This window comes from Rickettsia endosymbiont of Proechinophthirus fluctus, assembly GCF_001602635.1.
GTDB classification, from domain to species: Bacteria; Pseudomonadota; Alphaproteobacteria; order Rickettsiales; family Rickettsiaceae; genus Rickettsia; species Rickettsia rickettsii.
Genome location: NZ_LECS01000004.1, coordinates 333,615 through 356,200 on the forward strand (window position 1 = coordinate 333,615; position 22,586 = coordinate 356,200).

Below are 22,586 nucleotides of genomic sequence, written 5' to 3' on the forward strand. Positions count from 1 at the left end.
GCTACACTCTCTCAATATTGCTTAAAAACCAATCAACTTCTTTGGTATTAGCATTACGTGTAAATGTCCATTCTTCTTTTAAATCGTCGATTTTGTCAACTACATTTTTACCTTGAAATAGTAATTTAATAAATATGTTATTACCGAACATGTAAATTTCTGAATATTTTGCACTTAAAGCCGATGAGTCAAAAAAATTACCATAGGACGGTGTTATTTTTTCAAATTCTTCCAAGTATCTTTTATCTATCAGCTCAGATAATTCTTTAACATCTTTTTTATAAGCAGCTTCTATAATCATTTGAAAAGCAGTTTTAGCATTATTTATGAATTTAACCGGATCAAAGGAGTAAAGGCGTTTATGGACTTGTTCCATTCCATCTACGACCGCAGTTATATTATGTTCTACTATTATATCTTTAAAAGTTTTAATATCTTGAGCTGTTGGAATATTTTTTTCTTCTTTATTAGATTTAACTATACTGTAAGTTACGTCCTTAATAACCGGTTCGCCAAAATAAGATTTTTGCTTTGTCTGTTCCTCTTCTGAAGTAGAACCGAGAGTCGTAATTAATTTGTTGATAATGTAAAAGGCAATAACGGCAAAAATTAATAACTCTATTATTTGAGGAGACATTTTCTATTTATTTTTATTAAAAGATTATTTTTATATTTTAATATAAAAAAATAATCTTTTAAAGTTATTTAATAAAAATAAGGATTTATTTTTATTTGAGTTATACTTAAAATTTAAAAAATAACTAAAATATCTTGATTATTTTAATTATTATGATATTTATCGTTTTGTAAATGATGTTTAAACTCCATCATTGCAAAACATTTATTTATAGCCTTTAGTCCATTTATGCTAGGGGCTGTTATACTAAAGCTTAATTTTTAAGCGTTTTTAGTATAACGGGTAATTATTGTTTTCAATGATTACGTTTATCCCCTAGCACCTATGTATCTATTCACTTTTAATTGACGAATGAACTGGCGAGCTGGTAATTCAATTATATAATGCAAAATAGTAGCTATTGTAATCAAATTAGCAAATTTAAGCCATAAAGGAGTTGGATAAATCCAGTAATATGCTACAAAAAATTCTGTAGTTAAAACAGAAAGGTATAAAGCATATGAAATTTGATCTAGAAAATATGTTATTGGATTACCGTAAATAAGTTTACTTAATCCTGAATCATTAGATTTTCCAATAATTATTAAGGATGAGCCAACTGCAAGCCACCACAGTGTTTCTGCATTAATTATAATAAAAATATAAGCAAAAACAGCAATTCCTACAAATGTAATAATATTATAAATAATATAATTAAGTTTCAAAGATTTTATATATTTTGTAATAAAAAATGTTATACAACCAAAAATAAATACACCTAAAAACATGATTAAGCTTTTACCGTAAGCAAATTGTACTCTTTCGTTACTAATATGGGGCTGCAGCCATTGAAAAAGCATAAGGAGCAGAAATTATCCCATAAGATATAAATAACAAGATTATCAATAACTTAATTATTGATAATCTTTGCATCAATGATATTAAAAAAGGAAATAATTAATATGCAAACATTGCCGTACTATTGCACATGAAGGTTGATTCCAAGATACTAAATCCGTGAACCCCCATGCTTGAATAAGGAACACATTATAAAAGCATAAATAAATGTAAGGGATAAACTCTGGCAATACGTGCAAATAAAAAACTTTTATAACTAACGGTATGCGTATAAAATCTAGTATTATATACATAACATAAAATAAAGCCGGATAACACAAAAAATATTACAATCCCAAGACTGCCAAGTCTTGCTATATTCATTCCAATTGAGTTATCTGGCCAAATTATATGTGGCGTATTAAGAAGAATACCCATAATGCAGTATACCCGCGTAAACCTGTTAATCCTTTTATTTCTTTTAAGTTATCTATTTTGTTATACCATATTTAAGTTATAACATTACTGATTAAAATATGGCATGATACAATAACCTAAATATTAAAACAATTTATTAATAATAATTTTTTAATAAATTATTAGATTCTTATATTCAGAGATCTTTTAATAAGTGTGCCACTTTTATAGCATTATCAAATCCGTGATCGTAATGAAATCTTATATCAGGCGAGAATTTCATATTTATTTTATTAGTAATAAAATTTCTGATAGCATTTTTAGAATTATTTAATGCATCCATAATTTCATCTATTGTTAGTTTAGTGTTAAAAGGCAAGAAATAACAATTAGCTATTTTGAGATCAGTAGTAACTATAACTTTCGTAATAGTGAGAGGACAATCAAAAAGTCTGCTATCCAGCATTTTGCCACGCCTTAGAATTTCTATTAATGCTTCATTTATAATGCTTGCTAATTTTTGTTGTCTATGAGAATGAGTTTTGGTTAATTTTTTCATGCGTTAAAAAAATATATACAATTCTAAGGCATAATAGCATGCTTTTGCCAAACAACCAATACCTAAAAATTTTAGAAATTTTGTTTTAAAAAAACCGGAGAATAAAGAAATACAGCTTCCCCAAAAAGAAAATGCCATTAAGAAAATTATAAATATCTCATATTTATAATATAGTTTTGTTAAATTTTTATGTCTTAAAATATTTTGTGTATTTTTGGAAGCATAAAAGATATGTAAAACTATTTTTCCAAAAATATAATTGATTGTATGACCGCTAAGAGAAGCACAAATAGCTACTAACAGCATTATTAAACTATTATAGCCTCCGAACATTTTCATAGAATGAAATATTAATTCATTCTGAAAACCTATAATAAGATTTGAGACAAAACTATCAACAAATAATAAACTATATGCTTTAAATTGATTCATGAATGTAATATATTGAATTTTGATTAGGGGTATTAATCGTCATTGCAAGGAAAAACTGTAAGTTTTGACGAAGCAATCTCATGCCAAAATCCTGAGATTGTCATAACCCTTACTATCTAACACCAAAATAAAGTAACTGGCAATGAAAAAGCAAATTATTTATCCTGATTTTATAGCACGAATTTTTTCTACGGCACTTGATTTATCAGTATTTGCCTTCATAGCAATCCCAATATCACAATTTTGTTCTTTTAATTTATTATGGTTGTTCTTTAATGATTATTTCCTTAGCAATAACATTAATCTTCATAATCCCAATGAAATGTTTAACTCGGTTATGAGTCAGGAATTTTATGAATATCTTAAAGCAGGAAATTTTAATAAATATATTTTGTTTAATATTTCAATTTTTGCTACTAATATATTAGTAATAGGCTCATATTTCATAACGCTTTGGTATTATAAAGGTGCAACGCTTAGTAAAATGTTTTTACGTATGAAAATCGTAGATGCCGTAACATTAAATCGTCCAACCTTAAAGCAGTTAATTAAAAGATTTTTAGGGTATATGACTTTTCCTATCGGTATTTTTTTCATACTTTTTTCTTCTAAAAAACAAGCATTACATGATAAAATAGCTGGAACCGTCGTTATTAAGTCTTAAATATACTCCTAAGTAATAGACGAAGTTTAATTTGGAAAAGAGCAAGGAGTATATAAGGCGAGGAGTGGAGCATATACACTTAATAGGTGAGTACCGCAGTGCTTATAATACGATGTAGCTCATTTTTCAAATTAAACGAGTATATTTATGAATGAAACAAATGATAATGATATAGATCAGCTAATTTATCTTTTTTCAAAATTACCCGGTCTTGGTATTAGATCGGCAAGGCGTATAGCGCTTTACCTATTGCAAGATAAAGACGTAAGGTTAAAAAGCCTGATTAATAATCTTGTAGAGATAGAGAAGAAAATAGTAAAATGCGGGATTTGCGGTAATCTGGATACGGAAAATATTTGCCGTATTTGTTCTTCTGAATATAGAGATAAATCAATTATTGCTATTGTCGAAACTGTGGCTGAATTATGGGCAATAGAGCGTAGCGGTAATTTTAAAGGTTTATATCATGTACTCGGTCATAATTTATCGGCAGCTAGTAGACAAAACCCTAGCATACTTCGGTTACCTGAACTACTTACAAGATGTTTTGCAGAAAATATTAAAGAAGTTATTATTGCTACTAATTCTACTTTAGAAGGTCAGACTACTGCTTATTTTATTACAGAATATTTAAAAGAGCATCCTGCTAAAATTTCTCGCCTTGCTAGCGGTATACCTATCGGAGGTGAACTTGATTATTTAGACGAGGGTACCGTATCTGCCGCTATTAACCTACGCCAACCTTTTGAGTAAAAATTAATAATTTTATTAAAGTTATAGTGAATCTTGATGAAATTCTAGATGATGTTCGCCGGCGAATTTTATTACATCATTATGATTTCCTTGATGATCAAAATGTATCAGTAATTCACCTTGTTCGTTTGAATGTAATATATTTGTGCATAAACGCTGGTCACCATCAATTTTAATGTTAACTACTTTTTTATCGATAAATTTAACGCTGTTATCCTCCTGTTGTCTATATATTATATCTTTCTTTAAGGTATTTATAAATTTATCATATTGATTCGTATCTAATCTCAATATCTTCCTGATTTTTATTATCATATTGTAAAATTTCCTCAACTTGCTTTAACCCTAAGTTGTATTGCTTAATTGCGATTAAACAAGTGATAATCTTATTAATTTTTTCTATAGCTTGTACTTGTGCAAAATTAAGGTTGCTAACAAGAGCTTCGCTATGAATTTGGTTAATATATTCTTCAGGATTGAATAAAAATTCTATTGCCTGGAAGATATTACTGAGATATGGAGTTATTTTATTTTTAGGTATTTTTTGTATAAATTGTTTAGCTAATTCATATTACTTTGGTATATAAGGCTGTTGTAGATAGTAATATAACACCACTAATAGAGTTGCTAATTTCGATTCACGCATCCTTTAGGTTTTCTTCATGCACAATTTTCTCAGCAGCAGAATATTGATTGTATTTGGCAATATATTGAAAACATCGAAACTGTTCTTGATTATCTTTAGATAAATTGTCTTGGTTAATTAGATTTAATTTAGCTTCAGCAATTTCAGCTAAATTAAAACTCATTGCTATCAAAATTTTGATATCTGTAGGAGCATTTTCGATTAAACTTGTTATTGCTGTTGCCCTTTTGTGAAGTGAATAAATATTAAATAAGCTATAGCTTGATGAAGCACTATCGTTTGGTCGATCCTTGTTCTTCGTCTAATGATAATTTTCCTGTATTATTATAGGCTACTGATAGATTATAACGGCAAAAATAGATAAATTTACTTTCCTGTTTTTGTTCATTGTTTACTAGATTCGTTGGTCGTGGTGCAGGTAATGTTATTATTGCATCATATTTTTTGGTAGCAAGCAATATTTCAGAAAAAGAGCCTAGAATAGCAAAATCTTCTATATTTGCTAATTGTTTAATAATATCAGGTTGAAATTCAGGTTTTACAAATAATAATATTTAGATATTTTGATACCATTCTCCTTGAGTTTTAAGTAAATTTAAAACTATAGGTGCTGATTTAAGTATATCTTTAGCTACTTCTTCCATTAATGCAATATTCTTTTCTACTACGGCTAAACGAAAAATATTTTCCTTAGCGATAAATTTGTTGATAATCTTAGTGATAGGTTTAGAAGAATTGGAGCTAGGTTTGTATTCAAAAAATATTTCTACTTTAGAATTTTTATTAATTAAAGCATTATATTCACTAATCTCATAATCTTTAAATAACTCATGATTCTTAAGTTCTTCGTAACTGTATTTTTTAATACACATTCCAATAGCTTTTTTGGGGTTTTTACCTCTTTTATCTTCTTAATTGCTAAATTAGTAAATTCTGAAGCTAATTTTGAATTTTTTATTTCTTCAATAGTTCTTAAATAATTATTTTTTATATCAAAATCCTTAACTATTGCTGAGTACAATTCTATAGCTGTATTTAAGGTAATATTGGAGCTTCACGTGGTAACCATAAAATATGGGTATTTTCAGAAAAGTTAATAGAAGACTTTTTTGATTTCATATATGATGCATAGTTATTTTTAACAAGGCATCATACATTAGTTTAATTCTTAGTCAAAAAATTATTAATATTTTTTAATAATTACCCACCGAATTGCTCTTTAATAATTCTATCTTCCAGCGTATGGTTTTTATTAAAGAGCAGTTTGACAGGCTTATCCTTAGTAGATTTAATGGTAACATTTGTGATATTATTAAACTCCTGAAAGTCGGCAGTAGCATTTACCGGTCGTTTATTTGTATTAAGTATTTCAAATTTAATCGTAGCAGATGAAAGCAGTAAAGCCCCGTGCCATCTACGCGGTCTAAACGAGCAGATAGGGGTTAGGCATAACATGTTTGACTCAAGCGGTAAAATAGGACCGCTGGCAGATAAATTATAAGCACTACTTCCAGCAGGTGTTGCAACTAAAGCTCCGTCTGCTACTAATTCGTTCATTCTCTCTATCCCGTTTACTTCTATTCTAAATTTAGCAGCTTGATTAGTTTTACGAAATATCGATACTTCGTTAATAGCAAGTGCCGTATATATTTGACCGCTCGTATCTGCGACTTGCATAAGAAGAGGATTTAGGATAGAAACCGTACTTTCGTGTATATTTTGTAATAATTTTGTGGTATCTAAAGGATTCATTAAAAAGCCGAGGCTTCCTAAATTAACTCCATAAAAAGGTATATTAAGATGCATATAGTGGTGAATATTATGTAGTAATTCTCCATCCCCGCCTATTACGATAATGACCTCCGCTTCCTCTATTTTACAATAATTATAGAGTTTTTTTATTTCCTCTATAATAGCTAAATGTTTGGAATTGTGGTTATAAATCAATGCTATTTTATTTATATTCATTATATGAATTTCTTTTTTAATATATAGACGCCTAACTAATAATAAGTTATAAGAATAAAATAATAAAATAAATATTAAGTTAAATTATGTCATCATTCAACATCAAAAATCATAAAAATGATCTGCTATTTGTACCGCTAGGGGGATCTAATGAAATAGGTATGAATCTTAATCTTTACCATTATCAAGGTCAATGGTTAATGATTGATTGTGGTAGCGGTTTTGCCGATGATTATTTACCCGGTGTTGATATGATAATTGCTGATAGCAGCTTTATCGAGAAATATAAAAAAGATATAGTAGGTCTGATTTTAACTCATGCTCACGAGGATCATTTAGGTGGAGTCCAATATTTATGGAATAGACTTAAATGTCCTATTTATATTACTACTTTTACAGCAAATTTTCTCAAAATTCGTTTAAATGAATATGATTTTGCTAAAAATATAAAAATTCATGAAGTAAAACCCGGTAGTAAAATAAATCTAGATCCTTTTTCCTTAGAGATGGTGCCACTGACTCACTCGGCTCCTGAAATGCAAGCAATTATGATCCGTACGGATGCAGGTAATATTTTACATACGGGGGATTGGAAATTTGATAACGATCCGATACTTGGGAAAAAAGCCGATGAAGAGCTTTTAAAATCTTACGGAGATGAAGGGGTTCTTGCACTTGTTTGTGATTCAACTAACGTATTTAATAAAGGAAGCTCAGGTTCTGAGGGGGATGTTAGAAAAAGTTTAGTAGATATTATAGCCGGTTGTCCTCAAATGGTAGTAGTTTCAACCTTTGCCTCTAATTTAGCACGGCTTGATACAATAATTCATGCTGCAGGGCTTGCGGGTAGAAAAGTAGTCTTAACTGGTAGAAGTTTGCACCGTATGATGCTTGCTGCGCAGGAAAGCGGCTATTTGAAAGATATTGCTCCTCTAATTAGTGAACGTGATGTTAGCAGATTTAGAAGAGAAGAATTATTAGTAATTGCTACCGGTTGTCAAGGTGAGCCTATGGCTGCTACCGCAAAACTGGCTAGTAATTCTCATCCGTCTATAAAGCTTGTTCCTAAGGATACAATGATTTTTTCTTCAAAAATTATTCCGGGTAATGAAAAAAAAATATTCAGGCTATTTAATATATTTGTTAAAGCCGGTGTAGAAGTTATTACCGAGCGAGACCATTTTGTACATGTTTCAGGACATCCATCGATTGACGAGCTACAAAAAATGTATTCTCTAATTAGACCGAATATTTGTATACCTGTTCACGGCGAGCCTGTACATATTCATGAACATGTTAAGCTTGCTAAGAAAAACGGCATAAAACAGGTAGTAGAGGTTGAAAATGGTAGTGTAGTACTGCTTGAACCTAATAATGCAAAAGTAATTTCAAAGGTTGAAAACGGTTATTTAGCTGTTGACGGTAATTATTTGTTGCCCGTTGAATCTCCGATTTTCAAAGCTAGAAGACGTATGCGTGAGTCGGGTATCGTGGTAGCATCAGTAGTCATTAATAAAAAAGGACTGCTTGCTGCAAACCCAATGCTGTCTATGCCCGGGCTGCTTGATCCGAAAGAGGATATGGCATTAGTTAACCTCATTAAAAACGACATTAAAGAACTTGTGATCATTCAAAATAAACAGGCTAAAAAAGCATTGTCAGATGAACAAGTAATCGAGGCAATAAAAGGAACAATCCGTAAAACCTTAAAACAAGAAATTAATAAGTCACCCGTTATAATAGTAAATCTTGAAAAAGCTGTGGAGTAGTGAAATTGTTATTGTGAGTAGGTATTGTTTTATGGCTTGAGAAATTCGCTATTGATACAGAAGTTACATATTTGATAAAAAAACCATATAAAACTTGTTTTTATATGGTTTTACTGGATTCCCGCCTTCGTGAGAATGACATAAACAAGCCAAGCAATGATACCTACAAACCTGCAAGTGACAAAGAGAAAATAAGCACATGAACAAATTTAAAAATATTGCGGTTTATGGGGGAGGGAGTTTTGGTACTAGCCTTGCTTCTTTAGCAGCACAAAACTGTAATAACGTTACTTTATTTTTACGTGATGAGGCAATAGCAAAGGAAATTTTACATAACAAAACTAATGTAAAATATTTAGGGGATATTAAATTACCTGCTCATTTACAGGCTACTACAAACTTAGATATAATTAAGGATTTTGAATTAATTATTATTGCAGTGCCGTCTTACGCTTTTGATGACTCAATAAAATTATTAAAAACTCACAGCATTTCTAAAGACAATACTCTTCTAATTGCAACAAAAGGCTTTGCCCGTAATCCTACCGCATTATTTTCAGATAGGTTAAAAACTCTATTACCGCATAGTCCTACAGCGTTTGTTGTAGGTCCGAATCTAGCAAAAGAACTTGCTAAAAATTTACCTGCTTCGGCAAGTATTGCAAGTTTAGATATAGATATAGCAAATAAAATAGCTTATAACCTAAGTTCAAAAATTTTTACTACTAATGTGTCAAGCGATATTGTAACATTACAGGTAGCAGGAGCTTTAAAAAATATTTTTGCTATTAAAAGCGGGATTGATTTAGCAAGAAAGCAGGGCGAAAATGCAAGAGCAACGCTTATAGTAGCTGCCTTAAAAGAAATTGCTATTTTGTCGAAAGCGTTAGGTGGTATGCAAAAAAATTCTGATATTTTACTAGAGGGCGTAGTAGGCGATTTAGTGCTTACTTGTTATTCGTTAGGTTCACGTAATACAAAATTTGGTTATGAACTTGGAATTAGTAGCGATAAAAAGAAATTTTTACAGGAATATAAAGAGCTAGTAGAGGGAAGAGAAGCATTAAAATTAGTTTTGGATTTGATAAAAAAATATAATGTACATATGCCTATAATTTCCGAAGTAGCTTCGTGTGTTATTCCTTATGTCATTCCTGCAAAAGCAGGAATGACATATGAATCCACGCGAGCAATACCAATAAATATGAAAATTTCATATTAAATTAGATACCTTAAATCACATAAAGTTTTAATTAGAAATTTATTTTGGTCTGATGCAGTAAAAATCTTTACAAAATTTAGTGAAAAAAATAAAACCTCATATTATTATAAGTAATTATATCTTTAGCTCATTACATGATAATCTTTAGTATAGTTTTTTTTAAAACCGTTTCGGTATTATTAAGTGTAGTAATAGGATTTTTAGCAGGTAAATATTCAAATGTTGAAAGAGATAGTATCTCTTCGTTACTATTCTATTTTATATCGCCTATAGTATTTTTTATGATACCTGCTAGTACAACCTTAACACTTGCGGCATTAAGCATTACGGTTGTAACATTTGTAATTGCAACACTCTTATCGCTCTTTTCTTATTATTTTTTTGGTAAATTTTGGCAGGATCATACACGTAATATTATAGCTTTATCTGCAGGTACGGCAAATGGTGGGTATTTTATGTTGCCTATAGCTACAGCACTTTTTGATGATTATACATTAAGTATTTACATGATGGTTGTTATAGGAGTGAATATTTACGAATGTTCCGTCGGCTTTTATATTTGTATGAGGAGCTTTGCTAATACCACCGATAGTATATTAAAAGTAGTAAAATTACCAATTTTAAATGCTTTTTTCTTGGGATGTTTATTTAGTTTTTGCGGTTTTACTTTACCGGATTTTTTAGATGATTTTATATATAATATGAAAGGCTCTTTTTCGATACTCGGTATGGTGATGGTGGGTCTTGCTCTTTCGTCTCTACAAAAATTTGAAGTCGATATCAAATTTACTCTTGCTACTTTTGCTGCTAAATTTCTATTCTATCCTTTGGGAGTAGGGTTATTTATCATGTTTGATCATTTTGTAACAAAATGGTATAACAATGATTATTATAATGCCCTAAAACTACTTTCTACGGCACCACTCGCAGCAAATACTATAGTTATAGCTAATTTACAGAAATTTTACCCTGAAAAAGTTGCAGCTACTGTGTTTTTATCTTTGCTTTTTGTAGTGATATATATGCCGACCATGGTCAGTATATTTTTAAGTGACTTAAATTAATAACATGATGACAATGATTTTTTTTACAATTTATTCTAAATTGGTATTAATAGGTTCATATGAAAATTAATTCAATAAAAATTGGTCCCTATATTAATTTATTACCTCTTCAATATATACCGAAACATAAAATTTCTTATTTAGAATTCGGTGATCCTAAAAATAAAAATATAATAGTATGTGCTCACGGTTTAACTAGAAATGCTCATGATTTTGATAAAATAGCTAAAGAGTTGAGTAAAAATTATAGAGTAATTGCAATAAATTATCCCGGTCGCGGTGATAGCGAAAATTTTAAAAAAGCTAATCATTATAACTATACGACTTATATTAAAGATACGTTATTTTTTTTAAAAAGGCTAAATATCAAAAATCCTATTTGGCTTGGTACTTCAATGGGCGGTATTATAGGTATGGTACTTGCCAGTAAATATAAAAATATTTTTAAAGCCTTAATATTAAATGATATAGGGGCGTTTATTGATGCTGCTCCTTTAATTAAAATTGGAGGTTATGCTAAAAAAACGATACTCTTAGATGATTTGGCTAGTGCAAAAGAACATTTAAAACTTATTTATGCACAAAGCGGTATTAAAGATGAAGAAGATTGGGATTATTTAACAAAATATAGTGTCATTTCTACATTCGGCGGAAAATATAAAATGAATTATGATCCTGCTATAACAAAAGGAATGCAAAATGCTAGTAACCAGGAAGATATTAAACTATGGTCTGTATGGAATAAAATAAAATGTAGAATATTAGTAATTCATGGGGTGAAATCTCAAATTTTAACAAAATCTACTCTTAAAAAGATGAAAGAAACAAAAATTTTTGATCTTTATGAAATAAAATATGCCGGTCATGCTCCTTCTCTAATGAACCCTGAAGAAATTAACTATGTCAAATCTTGGTTAGAAAAGAAGTCTTAGATTGTATGATCTTGTATTGTACGAACGTTCAGGATGTCATTCCCGCGGAAACGGGAATCCAGAAAAATAACCTTAACCTTAGTACAAAAATTACATATTTCATACAATAAACATATAAAAAAACTGTTTTTTATATGTTTTTCTGGATTCCTGCTTTCGCATGAATGACATAGGCATCATTTAAATTAATAAATAATAATTATGAAAATTACTACTAAAGTACTAATAATAGGTTCAGGACCTGCGGGCTTAAGTGCCGCTATTTATACAGCTAGAGCTGCTTTAAAACCAATATTAATAAATGGTATGCAGCCAGGTGGGCAGCTTACAATTACCACCGGTGTTGAGAACTATCCAGGATTTGCGGAAACGGTGCAAGGACCTTGGCTTATGAAGCAGATGTATATGCAGGCTAAAAATGTCGGTACGGAAATTGTTAGTGATTACGTAGAAAAGGTGGATTTATCAAAAAGACCTTTTAAAGTATTTACAGGAGCAGGAAATGAATATGACGCGGAGAGCATAATCATTTGTACCGGTGCGGAAGCAAAATGGCTTGGTATAGCTTCAGAGCAGAAATTTCGTGGTTTTGGTGTTTCGGCATGTGCTACTTGCGATGGTTTCTTTTTTAAGAATCAAGAAATAGTTGTAGTAGGGGGAGGAAATAGTGCAGTAGAAGAAGCTTTATACTTAACCAATCATGCTAACAAAGTCACTATAGTGCATAGAAGAGATAGTTTTAGAGCTGAGAAAATATTACAGGATCGATTATTTAAAAATTCTAAAATATCAGTAATTTGGGATCATGTAGTAGATGAGATTGTAGGTAGCAATAAACCAAAATCCGTTACTGGAGTTAAAATTCAAAATGTTCACACCAAAGAGATTAGTTTATTGAATTGTAGCGGTGTATTTATAGCTATTGGGCATGCACCGAATACGGGGCTATTTACCGGACAAATTGTAATGGATGACGATAATTATATCATCACGAAGTCAGGCACTACTAGAACTAGTGTAGAAGGTGTTTTTGCTGCTGGTGACGTTCAGGATAAAATTTATAGACAAGCAGTAACTGCTGCAGGAACAGGCTGTATGGCGGCTCTTGAGGCTGAAAAATTTCTAAATAAATAATTTAGATTTTTTAGCTGTAAATTAACATATACTTATTATAGTCATTGTGTATTAATTTAATTAGGTACAAATATATAATGACTTGGAACAAGTATACCACCACAAAAACAAAATATTGATACATATCCATTACTTATGAAATTTTTAGTTGGATGAGGTAGTTTTAACATACAAAATTTAGAAGCATTGAAAAATGCTAATTTAGAAATAGAGTTAGCAGAAGCCGCATTTTCACAAAAATTTTTAATATATTCTGCAATTAAATTTTACTTAAATCATTTTTATCCAAATAGCCAAAGTGAAAAATTTACAGAGCTAGAAATAACCGGAGTTAGATATGATCAAGTGATAAAGGCTCCTGATCTTAGGTTAGCTACAGATAAGCCTACGACTACTAATATATTTAAAAATTTGACTTTGGACTCAATATGTTCATCAGAATTGGATTTTTAATGGAGATGACTCAAATGATTGGCTGTTAGCAAGTATAAATCTTAATAAAGGCGATTATTTAATAACTTAGAAAAAGTATTTCTCTCAGCTGTGATCTCTTGAGAGTCACAATTAATAAATCCTAAGAAAAAATATTACTCTGATATTTCATCTGAGGTTATTGAGTATGCATGGGCAAATATTAAAGGAGTTAAAGGTAATTATTTAGAGCCATTCAAGAATTTAATAGCTTTTGGCAAAGAAGAAATAAGTCCCTCTGAGTTATGGGTTAAAATAGCTGAGGCTATAAAGGTAGATAAAGTATCAAATGTATTGTGAGAAAATATGCTAGAAGACTTAAACAAGCTAGGTGTATGACTTTATTATAATATAACTGAAAACTCTGCTATATTATCTGACATTGGATATAAATTTCCTCAAGAAATATTGAATCTTATATTAAATGCAATAGCTCCTGAAGATATCATTAATATTATAAAACATGCTAATTTGGCAAATATTTCTTATGATGTATTAGAAAGTCAAATGGGTGGTGAAGATTTTGGTATAAATAATTCATTATAAATATTTTTCTTGCTAGTATTGCCGTATAATTTTAAGATAAGTTTATAACACTTGTCTCGAGCCATGCAACAACACCAATGTTCGCTCGCAATGACGATTTTAGTATCCATGCAGGTAAAAATATATGAACTTACTTAAAAACATTACGGGAAAGAATTATATAAACGGTGAATTTATAGAGTTCGGGAAGCAAATATCCGTTATTAATCCTGCGACCTTAAAAGAAATTGCTACAGTTCCGAATTTAGGATTATCTGAAATTAATTCAGCGATTAATAATACGGTGACTAGTTTTTCTTTATGGTCACGAAGTGCATTTGAAGCGAGAATAGCAATTCTTAGAAGATGGTATAATTTAGTAATTGAAAATATTGAGGAGTTAAGTCATATATTAACCCTAGAGCAGGGTAAAGTACTTGCTGAATCAAAAAAAAGAAATTTTATATGGAGCCTCTTTTATTGATTGGTATACATATGCTATACATAATATTCATTCGACTATCAAACCCGGTAATAGTAACACTCATAAAATTATTACGCAATATGAGCTTGTAGGACCGTCTGCTGCTATAACTCCTTGGAATTTTCCAAATGCAATGATTGCTTGCAAGGTAGTACCTGCAATAGCTGCGGGTTGCAGCGTTATATTAAAACCGTCAAGTCTTACGCCTCTATCAGCTTTAGTACTTGCGAAATTTGCAAGCGATGCCGGTTTGCTTGCCGGAGTATTTAATGTAATTACAGGTAGTTCAGATATTATAGGTAAGGCTTTTTGTGAAGATTTTAGACTTCAGAAATTATCATTTACCGGCGCTACAAATGTCGGTAAATTCTATATCAAAATGCCACAAATACTCTAAAATGTTTATCTTTGGAACTTGGCGGCAATGCTCCTTTCATTATAACGGCAGATAATAATTTAGAGAAAGTAGTAAGTGATTTAGTAATCGCTAAAACTAGAAATAGTGGACAGTCTTGTACTTCACCTAACAGAATATTTATAGAAGAATCTATATATGAAAAATTTATAGAAATTCTAAAGGCTAAATTTACTAAGCTTAAAGCTGGTGACGAATTTGATAAGGAATCGGATGTAGGTCCGTTAATTAATTCTGCTGCCATAGAAAAAATACAAAAGTTACTCGCTGATGCACAAAGTAAAGGAGCTAAATTAATTTGCGGCGGTAAAACTGTTGATAATTTTATTGAGCCTACTATTATTATTGACTGTTTGGATAATATGGATATCTTTAGAATAGAAATCTTCGGTCCGGTAGTGGCTTGTTATAAATTCAAAGATTTGGATGAAGTAATAGAACATGCAAATAATACCGAATATGGCTTGCAAGGATATGTATATTCAAATAATATATCCCCGTGGCACAAAATGATAGCGTCTAAGCTTGATTTTGGTATGGTATCGATTAAACGACCCGTTACCTGCAAATGCAAAAGCACCTTTTGCAGGACATAAAGCTTCAGGTTTTGGAGTTGAAGGCTCATTTGAAGGGATATTTGAATATCTAAATATATAGAATTAAGCATGCCCGCATGGTTCCTTTTATGTCATTCCTGCGAAAGCAGAAATCTAGTAAAGAATATAAAAAATATAATTCTTTGTAGCAGTATTAAGATTATTTTTTCTGGATTCCCGCGAAAGCGGGAATGACATAGAAAATATAATAATCTAAATAGTAAAAATTATGCTAGTGCTTGTAGATAATATTGAAGTACAACTTGAAAAAATTTATGAAGTATTTGATTTAATAGATAGTGAAGGAGCTGATCTTTTGTTATGGGCAGTATCTGATTGTCTTGCCGAGCTATTGCTCAATATAAAGAATCGTTAACAATTGAATATGTTGATCCTTTGATGCAACTAATTAAAAGGTTTGAAGAGCAAAATACTATAATACCCAAAATGCTTAATAATGCTTTAAGCAATATATTATTAATCCTTGAAGATGGATGTAAAGCTGAAGAATCAGAACTAATAGAAAATATAATTAATAGTTTAAATACTTTTGATATGTTAGGAGGACATGCATAGTAATCTTCCAAAAATCTCAATAGTTTTACCGGTTTATAATAGAAAGAAGCTATTACCTTTTGCTATTGAGAGTTGCCTTAATCAAAGTTTTAAAGACTTTGAGCTTATTATTGTTGATGATTGCTCAAAAGATAATAGCGTTATAGTAGCTAGGACATATGCAGAGCAGGATTCACGTATTAAGGTAATAGTAAATGAGACCAATAAAAGATTACCGGCAAGTCTTAATATTGCTTTTAAAGAGGCCAAGGGAGAGTATTTTACTTGGACTTCAGATGATAATCTTTTCCATGAAAATGCTTTAGAAAAAATGGTTAAGATACTTGATAATTCACCTGAGATAGGGCTTGTATATACTGATTATACTTTGATTGATGACCACGGTAAAGTAGGAATAAGACTTTATCAAGAACCTCCTGAGTTTTTACCGATTAGAGATTGCGTCGGTGCATGTTTCTTATATAGAGCCGATTTAGCAAGGCAAGTAGGTGGATATAATGAAAATATACAGTTAGTGGATGATTATGAATATTGGCTAAGGTTTGGGCTTGTTACGAAATTTGCTCATATACCGGAATCTTTATATTTCTACCGAGTACATGATCAAAGCTTAACAATAGAGCGTAAAGTAGAAGCAAAACAGGCAAAAAGAGTTTTAAAAGCATTATTTAAAGATCAATATATTATTCCTGCTGAGATTAAACCTATAAATGATTTATATAATTGGTTTATTGAAGATAGAAATTTAAGCTCTTATTTTAGGTTATTTAAAATAATTATTTGTAGTCCGATAATTACTATTTCGTATATTATTAAAAATCTAAGAAGAATAAGGTGATATTTTAATGCTTTAATGTCATTCCCACAAAAGCGGCAATGATATAGTAGAGCCATAGCACAACATCCTTAAAATAAATGCAAAATCAAGATTTCATAAATACATTAAATCCAGAGCAGCAAAAAGCAGTTCTTCACACTGAAGGACCACTTTTATTGCTTGCAGGTGCAGGGACAGGTAAAACAAAGGTACTTACCTCAAGAATAGCTAATATTATTCACCAAAATTTAGCCTCACCTCAAAATATTCTAGCCGTTACTTTTACTAATAAAGCTGCTAAAGAAATGGCTGAAAGAGTTAATAGTCTAATTAATTGCTATGGTCTTAATATAGGCACTTTCCACTCAATGGCAGCTAGGATATTACGTGACCAGATTGAGCATTTAAATCTTGGTTTAAATAATAGATTTACTATTATTAGTCATGATGATCAATTAAAACTAGTGAAAGATATAGTAAAGCTAAAAGATATTGATACTAAAAAATATGCTCCTAAATTAATACATATCGTAATTTCTAGATGGAAAGATCAAGGATTATTACCAACTAAACTATCAGTATCAGATACTAATTTACCGTTGCAGAGGGTTGCAAAACTTGTATACGAAGAATATCAGAAAAATTTACTTATTTCTAATGTTTTAGATTTTGGAGATTTGCTACTTTATAATAATGAGCTTTTTATTAAAAACTCTGAAATACTAAGATATTACCAAGAAAAATATCGATATATTTTAATTGATGAATATCAAGACACTAACGTTGTCCAGTATTTATGGGCAAGAATGCTCGCAAGTTTATATAAAAATATTTGCTGTGTAGGGGATGATGATCAATCTATTTATGGTTGGCGAGGAGCAGAAGTCGGGAATATATTACGTTTTGAAAAAGATTTTGCAGGTGCAACAATTATTAAATTAGAGCAGAATTATAGATCAACTTTGCCAATACTTGCTGCTGCTTTCAATGTTATCAATAATAATAAAAACCGTCACGGTAAAACGTTATGGACGGATAGGGAAAACGGTGAAAAGATAAAAATTATCTCGTGTTGGAGTGATAAAGAAGAAGCAAGATATATAGCCGGTGAAATAGATAAGTTAGTGCGAGAAAACCGGTATAATGCCGGCAATATTGCAATATTAGTACGAGCCGGATTTCAAACAAGAAGTTTTGAGGAAGCGTTTATAAATAGTGCTATGCCTTATAAAATTATAGGCGGTTTGCGGTTCTATGAACGTATGGAAATAAGAGATGTGCTTGCTTATATCCGTATATCTTTGAATCAAAATGACAATCTAGCACTTGAGCGTATTATAAATGTGCCAAAAAGGGCAATAGGTACAGCTAGCTTAAGTAAAATTAGAGGTTATGCACTTGAGCGAAATATTTCTAATTTCGCAGCCATTAAAGAAATGCTAGAAATAGGTGAGATTAAAGCAAAATCATATGACACTCTAAAAGATTTGGTTACTAAAATCGATAATTGGTACGAAAGATTTAGTATAGATGCTCCAATAAACGTAGTTAAAGCAATACTTGATGATTCCGGTTATCTTGAAATGCTTCAAGAAGAAAAAACCGAAGAAGCATTCGGTAGAATCGAAAATATTAACGAAATGCTTAGAGCTATTGCTGAATTTAACGATGTTCATGATTTTATCGAACATTCAAGCTTAGTTATGGAAAATGAAGTGCTTGAAACCAATTACGGTGGCTCGGTTACTATAATGACCCTGCACGCAGCTAAAGGGCTTGAGTTTGACGTGGTATTTTTACCGGGCTGGGAAGAGGGGGTATTTCCATCTCAAAGATCTCTAGACGAAGATGGCGAAAAAGGCTTAGAAGAAGAACGCCGCATTGCTTATGTCGGTATTACGAGAGCCAAAAAAGATCTCTACATTACTCATGCTGAAAGCAGAAAAATATTTTATGAAATAGTCCGTTCTTACCCTTCAAGGTTCATAACTGAAATCCCTGATGAAATTACGATCAGGACCTCTTCTATGAAAAAATACAATTCTTTTTATAAGTTTTAATTAATTTTCATTCATAAATTTTAAATTGGTTTGCCATAGATTTAAGTAAATCTCAAGTAGAGCAGATGAACGACGAAAAACATAATGGCTTAAGCGAAGATGAAGTGATGGATATTAAAAAACCATTAGAAAAAGCTATGTTAGAATTAGCTAACCAAAAAATATCTAAAGAACAATATAGAGAGAAATTAATAGATAAAACATTAGATAGCCTTAAAGAAAATGTTTCAGAAACAACATTAGGTAACTACAGAAAATTTCTTACTAAAAATACTATCCCTAAACTTGATAAACAAGAGCAAATTAATGATCCAAAACAAGTAGAAGCATTAACACAAGCAGCATTAAAGATAGCTGAATTTTTAAAAATTACTTTTCAAACAAATGAAAAAGGAGCAAAAGCTTTATCGTCTATTAATGAGTTAGGAGTAAATGAGCCTAATATAATTAAAACTTTATTACCAGCGATAAGTAAACTACCGTCTGAAAAAATGATAGAGCAAGGTAAAGAAATTATCAAGAATTTTGCCCCATTACTTGAGAACAGCAATTCTGCACTTGTTAACGGTATTAAAAGAGTATTAGCAGAGTTAAATCCTGGATATTTAAGGAACACACGGATGGGGGGAGAAAGTATAGCATTAGCATTACAAAGAGTAACCAAACCTAAGCTATGCCAAAGAATAGTAGCAGTTTTTACCGGTACGGATTATGCTCAAAAAAATATAGATAAAGCATTTGCTAACTTTGAAAAAAGTAATAGTTTACATATAGAAACGAAAAATTTGTCGGAAGCACCACAAAGAGAAAAACAAGCACCAAATATTGTAAAGCAAAATAAAACAATACCCCAAGGCTATAAATCTTCTATATCACCCCCTATATCTCATGTTGAAAACCTTAATAAAAGTAGAGAGAGTGGGCAACAGTCAGGGCATAGTAAGTAGTGATTTATATGATAATATAGTTGCGAATTTTTAAAAAGTTTGATAATTGTTCATTATATCAAATAACTTAATAATGAGTATTATATGGCAGAGATTATAACTAATATAGATGATACTATTAAAAAAAACGATGAAGTGACTGAGATATTGGCTGCAGTAAAAGATAAAATAGTTGATATAAAAAACGTAGATAGGAGATTAGATACTTTGAATAAAAATATTGTTACTCTCGATCCTATTCAACAATATTTACAATCTGAAGAATATATCACTAGTACGCTTGAAGTACTTGCCAGTAAAATTATTAGTGAAGTTGTAGAAAATAAAGATATACAAAAATTAGTAGATAACTTGCATATCAATTTAGGACAAGATATAAAACTAATACCTAGTGTAGCAGATAAGCTAAAGTTTGATGTCGCAAGGGCTGAAGCAGCACTTAAGGGTTTTGTACTTCCTCTAAATACAGGAGGACCTTTTGATGCATTATCATTGATGGGTATAGAAGATGAAGAAGAAATCTTTGCCAATCCTATAAGAGCAACTAAAGAAGCATTAATAGCCGTAAGCGGAAAGTCTATACCTAAAGAGCAATATGTACAGGCTGTAAAAGATCAAGCTATAGAAATCTTAAAACAAGATCCTAAAAACACTCCAGACAAACTTGAGAAATATGAAAAATTTATTATGCAAGGAGATCAAAACCAGAAATTTAATAAAAATAGTAAGCAGTTTATCCCAAGAGTAAATCAATTATCTCAAGTGGAATTTAAGGCATTACAAAATGCAGCCACTTATACGGTACAGCAGGTTATTAATAGATTAGAAAAAAATAATAAAATTAGTAAGCAATTAGAACAAATTATTATACTTACTAACTCATCAGGTATAAAGAATCCTGAAATCATAAGGAAGTTAAATAAGTTAGATTCTACTTATCTCACTGAGAATAGTACTAAAATAGCCACTGAATTAAAAGATATTAATGATAGAGGTACTTCTTTATGGGAAAAATTTAAGCAGATATTTACCGGTAGAAACTATTTGGAACAAAGATTAGGAAAAGTTGTAGATAAATATATTACTCTGAGTGATGAATATGTAGTGAAGACAATTAATGATAAAATCTTTTCAAATGCTTTAACAAATCCTGACATTGCTGCAGGTCTAACAAAATTTTTAAATGAAAATAAAGATAAAGTAGCAACTAATCCTGAATTTAAAAATTTAATTCCTGTTACGGGTGAGCCTATTATAGTTCAACCGCAACAAATTAATAATTTTAATTTAGCGGAACTCAGAAAAATCAATCCAATAGCATTTGATAAAACCATATTTGAAGATTTAATAAAACTAAGAAGTTCTAATATAAAACCTCCGCAAATCACTCCTAATCTTTCTACTAAAAATCAAGAAGCAGTAAGAAGAAAGGGTTAAATTTTAATATAACTTCATCATTGTGAGGAGGCGTTGTTACATTGCTTCTATGTCATGCCCGCGAAAGCGGGAATCTAGATTTTTATTGTCACCCCGTGGCGTGACCACGGGGTCTTGTATCACCAGCTGAGTTCTAAGATACCGCGATCAAGTTGCAGTATGACATGAAATATTACTAGATTGCTGCTTTCGTAGAAATGACATCAGAACAGAAAGATTTAGGTGAGATGCTTAAATACGCCTCTTTCCATAATTCATTATAAAGAATAGGATCGATATTACCGCCTGAGATTAGTACTAGTAATTTTTGAGGTTTGGATTGTGTTTTTAAAAAATTTACCACTGAAACCATGTTTATACTACTTGATGGTTCGCATATTACTTTAAGTAAATGAGTAAGCCACGCTGTCCAGTAATATATTTCATATTCTTCTGCTAAATAAAAATCATCAAGTTTTTTCAGATATTCAAATGTACGAGCTGATATACTCAAGGTTTTAAGACCGTCCGCAATAGTATTCGGAGCATAGTTCAATCTATATATTTTATTATCTTTAATAGATAAATAAGCATCATTGGCATTTAAAGGTTCTGAACCTATTAACAAGCTTGTCGGTGATATTAATTCCTTGGCAAGATATGCGCCAGAAATTAAACCGCCGCCGCCGCAAGAGGCAAAAATAGCATCAGGACTAAAACCTAGCTGCTGTAATGCTTCATAGCATAACGTGCCTGCTCCTGCTATTGTAGAATCACTATCGGAAGGATGCATATAGTAAAATTCTTGCTTTTCATCGTCTTTTGCTTTTTCTTCCGCTTCTTGTCGAGTATATGTATATATAACTTCACCGCCGTAATAAAGAGCTGCTTGCTGTTTTACTTTTGAAGTATTTAACGGTAAATAAATCCTTGTTTTAATACCGAATAATTTACTCGCATAAGCAAGACCAATTCCATGGTTACCCGTACTATAACCGACTATTTTATCAGGTAATTTTCCTTGGTCTTTTAATTCTAATAAATGATTTAACACGCCTCTAACTTTAAATGCACCGGTTTTTTGTAATGATTCAACCTTAAAAAAAATCTCATGACCGAGCATCTCATTTAAGCTTTCAGAGTGAACGATCGGAGTTAAATGTAGATATTGTTTTATTCTATTATGTGCGGCTGCTACATTTTGAGGAGGTTGTAGTAATAAATTCATAAATATAATTAATAATGGTAGCTTGAAATCAGGTTAAT

The 22,586-nt window shown here is 30.8% G+C and carries 23 protein-coding genes and 3 pseudogenes; 16 read left to right on the plus strand and 10 right to left on the minus strand.

Annotated features, from left to right (window positions below; genetic code table 11):
- Nucleotide 1: 1 nt before the first annotated feature.
- The 5 genes from BG75_RS03580 to BG75_RS03600 all read right to left on the minus strand — a co-directional run bounded on the left by BG75_RS03580 (nt 2) and on the right by BG75_RS03600 (nt 2,861).
- Nucleotides 2-637, minus strand: a complete 636-nt coding sequence (locus BG75_RS03580; RefSeq protein ID WP_062811469.1) for a Tim44 domain-containing protein — start codon at nt 635-637, stop codon at nt 2-4.
- Between the two features lie 308 nt (nt 638-945).
- Complete coding sequence (locus BG75_RS03585; RefSeq protein WP_062811470.1) at nt 946-1,476, minus strand: hypothetical protein; 531 nt, start codon at nt 1,474-1,476, stop codon at nt 946-948.
- A gap of 187 nt (nt 1,477-1,663) precedes the next feature.
- Complete coding sequence (locus BG75_RS10595; RefSeq protein ID WP_062811471.1) at nt 1,664-1,891, minus strand: hypothetical protein; 228 nt, start codon at nt 1,889-1,891, stop codon at nt 1,664-1,666.
- A 175-nt stretch (nt 1,892-2,066) separates the two neighbouring features.
- Nucleotides 2,067-2,429, minus strand: a complete 363-nt coding sequence (rbfA, locus tag BG75_RS03595; RefSeq protein ID WP_012736396.1) for a 30S ribosome-binding factor RbfA — start codon at nt 2,427-2,429, stop codon at nt 2,067-2,069.
- A gap of 3 nt (nt 2,430-2,432) precedes the next feature.
- Nucleotides 2,433-2,861 (minus strand): YqaA family protein, encoded by a 429-nt coding sequence (locus BG75_RS03600; RefSeq protein ID WP_062811472.1) that lies wholly within the window; start codon nt 2,859-2,861, stop codon nt 2,433-2,435.
- A gap of 142 nt (nt 2,862-3,003) precedes the next feature.
- Between BG75_RS03600 and BG75_RS03605 the strand changes: the two genes are divergently transcribed.
- Complete coding sequence (locus BG75_RS03605) at nt 3,004-3,525, plus strand: RDD family protein (protein ID WP_004995736.1); 522 nt, start codon at nt 3,004-3,006, stop codon at nt 3,523-3,525.
- A 147-nt stretch (nt 3,526-3,672) separates the two neighbouring features.
- Nucleotides 3,673-4,278: a recombination mediator RecR gene (recR, locus tag BG75_RS03610; protein ID WP_062811473.1), complete on the plus strand. Its 606-nt coding sequence runs from the start codon at nt 3,673-3,675 to the stop codon at nt 4,276-4,278.
- 21 nt (nt 4,279-4,299) lie between these two features.
- On the opposite strand, the gene BG75_RS03615 is transcribed toward recR, so the two are convergent.
- Both BG75_RS03615 and BG75_RS08700 read right to left on the minus strand, forming a co-directional pair.
- Complete coding sequence (locus BG75_RS03615; protein WP_062811474.1) at nt 4,300-4,593, minus strand: hypothetical protein; 294 nt, start codon at nt 4,591-4,593, stop codon at nt 4,300-4,302.
- A gap of 323 nt (nt 4,594-4,916) precedes the next feature.
- Complete coding sequence (locus tag BG75_RS08700; protein WP_196242476.1) at nt 4,917-5,087, minus strand: hypothetical protein; 171 nt, start codon at nt 5,085-5,087, stop codon at nt 4,917-4,919.
- A gap of 224 nt (nt 5,088-5,311) precedes the next feature.
- On the opposite strand from BG75_RS08700, the gene BG75_RS08980 reads away from it, so the two are divergent.
- The gene (locus tag BG75_RS08980; RefSeq protein WP_217284876.1) at nt 5,312-5,452 is read left to right on the plus strand and encodes a hypothetical protein; all 141 of its coding nucleotides are present in this window, start codon (nt 5,312-5,314) and stop codon (nt 5,450-5,452) included.
- Between the two features lie 26 nt (nt 5,453-5,478).
- On the opposite strand, the gene BG75_RS09790 is transcribed toward BG75_RS08980, so the two are convergent.
- On the minus strand, nt 5,479-5,796 hold the full coding sequence (locus BG75_RS09790; RefSeq protein WP_252903630.1) for a hypothetical protein: 318 nt from the start codon (nt 5,794-5,796) through the stop codon (nt 5,479-5,481).
- Nucleotides 5,797-6,124: 328 nt separating this feature from the next.
- Nucleotides 6,125-6,892, minus strand: coding sequence for an NAD kinase (locus tag BG75_RS03625; RefSeq protein WP_062811475.1), 768 nt, complete (start codon nt 6,890-6,892; stop codon nt 6,125-6,127).
- A gap of 86 nt (nt 6,893-6,978) precedes the next feature.
- On the opposite strand from BG75_RS03625, the gene BG75_RS03630 reads away from it, so the two are divergent.
- The 13 genes and pseudogenes from BG75_RS03630 (at nt 6,979) to BG75_RS03690 (ending at nt 21,341) form a co-directional block, all read left to right on the plus strand.
- On the plus strand, nt 6,979-8,661 hold the full coding sequence (locus BG75_RS03630; RefSeq protein ID WP_062811476.1) for a ribonuclease J: 1,683 nt from the start codon (nt 6,979-6,981) through the stop codon (nt 8,659-8,661).
- 199 nt (nt 8,662-8,860) lie between these two features.
- Nucleotides 8,861-9,883, plus strand: coding sequence for an NAD(P)H-dependent glycerol-3-phosphate dehydrogenase (locus BG75_RS03635; RefSeq protein ID WP_062811477.1), 1,023 nt, complete (start codon nt 8,861-8,863; stop codon nt 9,881-9,883).
- A 134-nt stretch (nt 9,884-10,017) separates the two neighbouring features.
- Nucleotides 10,018-10,947, plus strand: coding sequence for an AEC family transporter (locus BG75_RS03640; RefSeq protein WP_062811478.1), 930 nt, complete (start codon nt 10,018-10,020; stop codon nt 10,945-10,947).
- 59 nt (nt 10,948-11,006) lie between these two features.
- Entirely contained in the window at nt 11,007-11,879 is an 873-nt protein-coding gene (locus tag BG75_RS03645) for an alpha/beta fold hydrolase (RefSeq protein WP_062811479.1), read from the plus strand.
- A gap of 201 nt (nt 11,880-12,080) precedes the next feature.
- Entirely contained in the window at nt 12,081-13,013 is a 933-nt protein-coding gene (gene trxB, locus BG75_RS03650) for a thioredoxin-disulfide reductase (RefSeq protein WP_062811480.1), read from the plus strand.
- Nucleotides 13,014-13,199: 186 nt separating this feature from the next.
- Nucleotides 13,200-13,495 (plus strand): annotated as a pseudogene (locus tag BG75_RS03655) (hypothetical protein).
- 397 nt (nt 13,496-13,892) lie between these two features.
- A complete protein-coding gene (locus BG75_RS08250; RefSeq protein ID WP_012262387.1) occupies nt 13,893-14,030 on the plus strand; it encodes a hypothetical protein in 138 nt (45 codons plus the stop codon).
- A 124-nt stretch (nt 14,031-14,154) separates the two neighbouring features.
- Nucleotides 14,155-15,565: pseudogene (locus BG75_RS03660) on the plus strand (NAD-dependent succinate-semialdehyde dehydrogenase).
- Between the two features lie 168 nt (nt 15,566-15,733).
- A pseudogene (locus BG75_RS10600) lies at nt 15,734-16,080 on the plus strand (hypothetical protein).
- On the plus strand, nt 16,073-16,918 hold the full coding sequence (locus BG75_RS03670; RefSeq protein WP_062811481.1) for a glycosyltransferase: 846 nt from the start codon (nt 16,073-16,075) through the stop codon (nt 16,916-16,918). The pseudogene BG75_RS10600 and the gene BG75_RS03670 overlap by 8 nt, the downstream one beginning before the upstream one ends.
- A 77-nt stretch (nt 16,919-16,995) precedes the next feature.
- Complete coding sequence (gene pcrA / locus BG75_RS03675; protein ID WP_062811482.1) at nt 16,996-18,957, plus strand: DNA helicase PcrA; 1,962 nt, start codon at nt 16,996-16,998, stop codon at nt 18,955-18,957.
- A gap of 65 nt (nt 18,958-19,022) precedes the next feature.
- Nucleotides 19,023-19,904 (plus strand): hypothetical protein, encoded by an 882-nt coding sequence (locus BG75_RS09805; RefSeq protein ID WP_252903634.1) that lies wholly within the window; start codon nt 19,023-19,025, stop codon nt 19,902-19,904.
- A gap of 84 nt (nt 19,905-19,988) precedes the next feature.
- Entirely contained in the window at nt 19,989-21,341 is a 1,353-nt protein-coding gene (locus BG75_RS03690; RefSeq protein WP_062811484.1) for a hypothetical protein, read from the plus strand.
- A gap of 175 nt (nt 21,342-21,516) precedes the next feature.
- Here the strand turns inward: BG75_RS03690 and BG75_RS03695 are convergent, their stop codons facing one another.
- Entirely contained in the window at nt 21,517-22,548 is a 1,032-nt protein-coding gene (locus tag BG75_RS03695) for a serine/threonine dehydratase (RefSeq protein ID WP_062811485.1), read from the minus strand.
- Between the last annotated feature and the right edge of the window lie 38 nt (nt 22,549-22,586).

What these genes read in the sequence shown, in the direction of transcription:
- BG75_RS03580 (WP_062811469.1), bottom strand. Translation starts at nt 637, where the DNA reads ATGTCTCCTCAAATAATAGAGTTATTAATTTTTGCCGTTATTGCCTTT.
- BG75_RS03585 (WP_062811470.1), bottom strand. Translation starts at nt 1,476, where the DNA reads ATGCTTTTTCAATGGCTGCAGCCCCATATTAGTAACGAAAGAGTACAA.
- BG75_RS10595 (WP_062811471.1), bottom strand. Translation starts at nt 1,891, where the DNA reads ATGGGTATTCTTCTTAATACGCCACATATAATTTGGCCAGATAACTCA.
- rbfA (WP_012736396.1), bottom strand. Translation starts at nt 2,429, where the DNA reads ATGAAAAAATTAACCAAAACTCATTCTCATAGACAACAAAAATTAGCA.
- BG75_RS03600 (WP_062811472.1), bottom strand. Translation starts at nt 2,861, where the DNA reads ATGAATCAATTTAAAGCATATAGTTTATTATTTGTTGATAGTTTTGTC.
- BG75_RS03605 (WP_004995736.1), top strand. Translation starts at nt 3,004, where the DNA reads ATGAAAAAGCAAATTATTTATCCTGATTTTATAGCACGAATTTTTTCT.
- recR (WP_062811473.1), top strand. Translation starts at nt 3,673, where the DNA reads ATGAATGAAACAAATGATAATGATATAGATCAGCTAATTTATCTTTTT.
- BG75_RS03615 (WP_062811474.1), bottom strand. Translation starts at nt 4,593, where the DNA reads ATGATAATAAAAATCAGGAAGATATTGAGATTAGATACGAATCAATAT.
- BG75_RS08700 (WP_196242476.1), bottom strand. Translation starts at nt 5,087, where the DNA reads ATGAGTTTTAATTTAGCTGAAATTGCTGAAGCTAAATTAAATCTAATT.
- BG75_RS09790 (WP_252903630.1), bottom strand. Translation starts at nt 5,796, where the DNA reads ATGTGTATTAAAAAATACAGTTACGAAGAACTTAAGAATCATGAGTTA.
- BG75_RS03625 (WP_062811475.1), bottom strand. Translation starts at nt 6,892, where the DNA reads ATGAATATAAATAAAATAGCATTGATTTATAACCACAATTCCAAACAT.
- BG75_RS03630 (WP_062811476.1), top strand. Translation starts at nt 6,979, where the DNA reads ATGTCATCATTCAACATCAAAAATCATAAAAATGATCTGCTATTTGTA.
- BG75_RS03635 (WP_062811477.1), top strand. Translation starts at nt 8,861, where the DNA reads ATGAACAAATTTAAAAATATTGCGGTTTATGGGGGAGGGAGTTTTGGT.
- BG75_RS03640 (WP_062811478.1), top strand. Translation starts at nt 10,018, where the DNA reads ATGATAATCTTTAGTATAGTTTTTTTTAAAACCGTTTCGGTATTATTA.
- BG75_RS03645 (WP_062811479.1), top strand. Translation starts at nt 11,007, where the DNA reads ATGAAAATTAATTCAATAAAAATTGGTCCCTATATTAATTTATTACCT.
- trxB (WP_062811480.1), top strand. Translation starts at nt 12,081, where the DNA reads ATGAAAATTACTACTAAAGTACTAATAATAGGTTCAGGACCTGCGGGC.
- BG75_RS03670 (WP_062811481.1), top strand. Translation starts at nt 16,073, where the DNA reads ATGCATAGTAATCTTCCAAAAATCTCAATAGTTTTACCGGTTTATAAT.
- pcrA (WP_062811482.1), top strand. Translation starts at nt 16,996, where the DNA reads ATGCAAAATCAAGATTTCATAAATACATTAAATCCAGAGCAGCAAAAA.
- BG75_RS09805 (WP_252903634.1), top strand. Translation starts at nt 19,023, where the DNA reads ATGAACGACGAAAAACATAATGGCTTAAGCGAAGATGAAGTGATGGAT.
- BG75_RS03690 (WP_062811484.1), top strand. Translation starts at nt 19,989, where the DNA reads ATGGCAGAGATTATAACTAATATAGATGATACTATTAAAAAAAACGAT.
- BG75_RS03695 (WP_062811485.1), bottom strand. Translation starts at nt 22,548, where the DNA reads ATGAATTTATTACTACAACCTCCTCAAAATGTAGCAGCCGCACATAAT.